Here is a 1,034-nt window from a genome sequence, read left to right on the forward strand (position 1 = left end):
GTTGTAGAAGGTGATGTATTCCTCGACGGCTGTGTAGGCTTCCTCAAAGGTCTTTGGGCGTATAAGGTGAATCTTCTCTGTTTTCAGATGGGAGAAGAACGATTCGATACAAGCATTGTCAAAACAATTCCCCCGGCGCGAATGGCTTCCCAACATTCCATAGGACTCCAAACGATGGGCATAAGATCGAGAGGTATACTGAAAACCTTGATCCGAGTGGAGAAGTACCCCCTCCAGAGATCCTTTCTTCCGAAGCCGTTTCAACGAGTCCAGGACCAGATCCAGATCATTTCTCTTTGACAAGGACCATGAAACGATCTCATTGTTGTACAAATCCTGCACCGCCGACAGGTAAGCAAAGGAGTTCCCCATTCGAACGTAGGTAATATCCGTTACGAGACGACGCAACGGAGCCTCGGCAGTAAACTCTTGATTTAACCGGTTCGGAAAGAGAATGGATGCCTTCCGTCCGTAAAAGGGACGTTTTTTGCGAATGACCGAACGGATTCCAAGTCCGCGCATTAGCCTACGGATGCGTTTTCGATTGACCACGATTCCCTCACGTCGAAGAGCAGTGGTCATTCGAATATACCCGTAATACGGGTGGAGACGATGAATAGCCAGGATATGCTCTTGAATCCAAGCATCCCTGGATCGCTGTTCTTCAACAAGAGGCCGGGTCTTCTTCCACTTGTAGTAACCGGAGCGGGAAACCTGGGCGATCTGTAACAGTTGCGCCAAGGAGTGATGATGGCGCAGTTCATCGATCATGGCAAAACGATAGCTTTTGGAAATCACTCCCCCAACAGATTTGGATGACGCTTTTTTAGGAAATCCACCTGCGCTTTCAAGTAGGCATTCTCTTCCTCCAAACTGTCGAAGTGCTTCCGATTCCATAACCCCCGATGATCTTTCAGCGATTCTCCTTTTTGATGTCGTTGAACCCAGTCTTGGATTTGGGACTTGCTCCGGACGCTCAAACGCTCACAAATGGATCGATAGGACAAGCCTTCTTCCAGACGAAGGCGAATCGC

The 1,034-nt window shown here is 48.8% G+C and carries 1 pseudogene; it reads right to left on the minus strand.

Annotation, left to right across the window (positions count from 1 at the left end):
- Nucleotides 1-1,034: pseudogene (locus JOD24_RS16075) on the minus strand (IS3 family transposase); the annotation flags it as partial.

The organism is Kroppenstedtia sanguinis (assembly GCF_050433445.1).
Lineage (GTDB): Bacteria > Bacillota > Bacilli > Thermoactinomycetales > DSM-45169 > Kroppenstedtia > Kroppenstedtia sanguinis.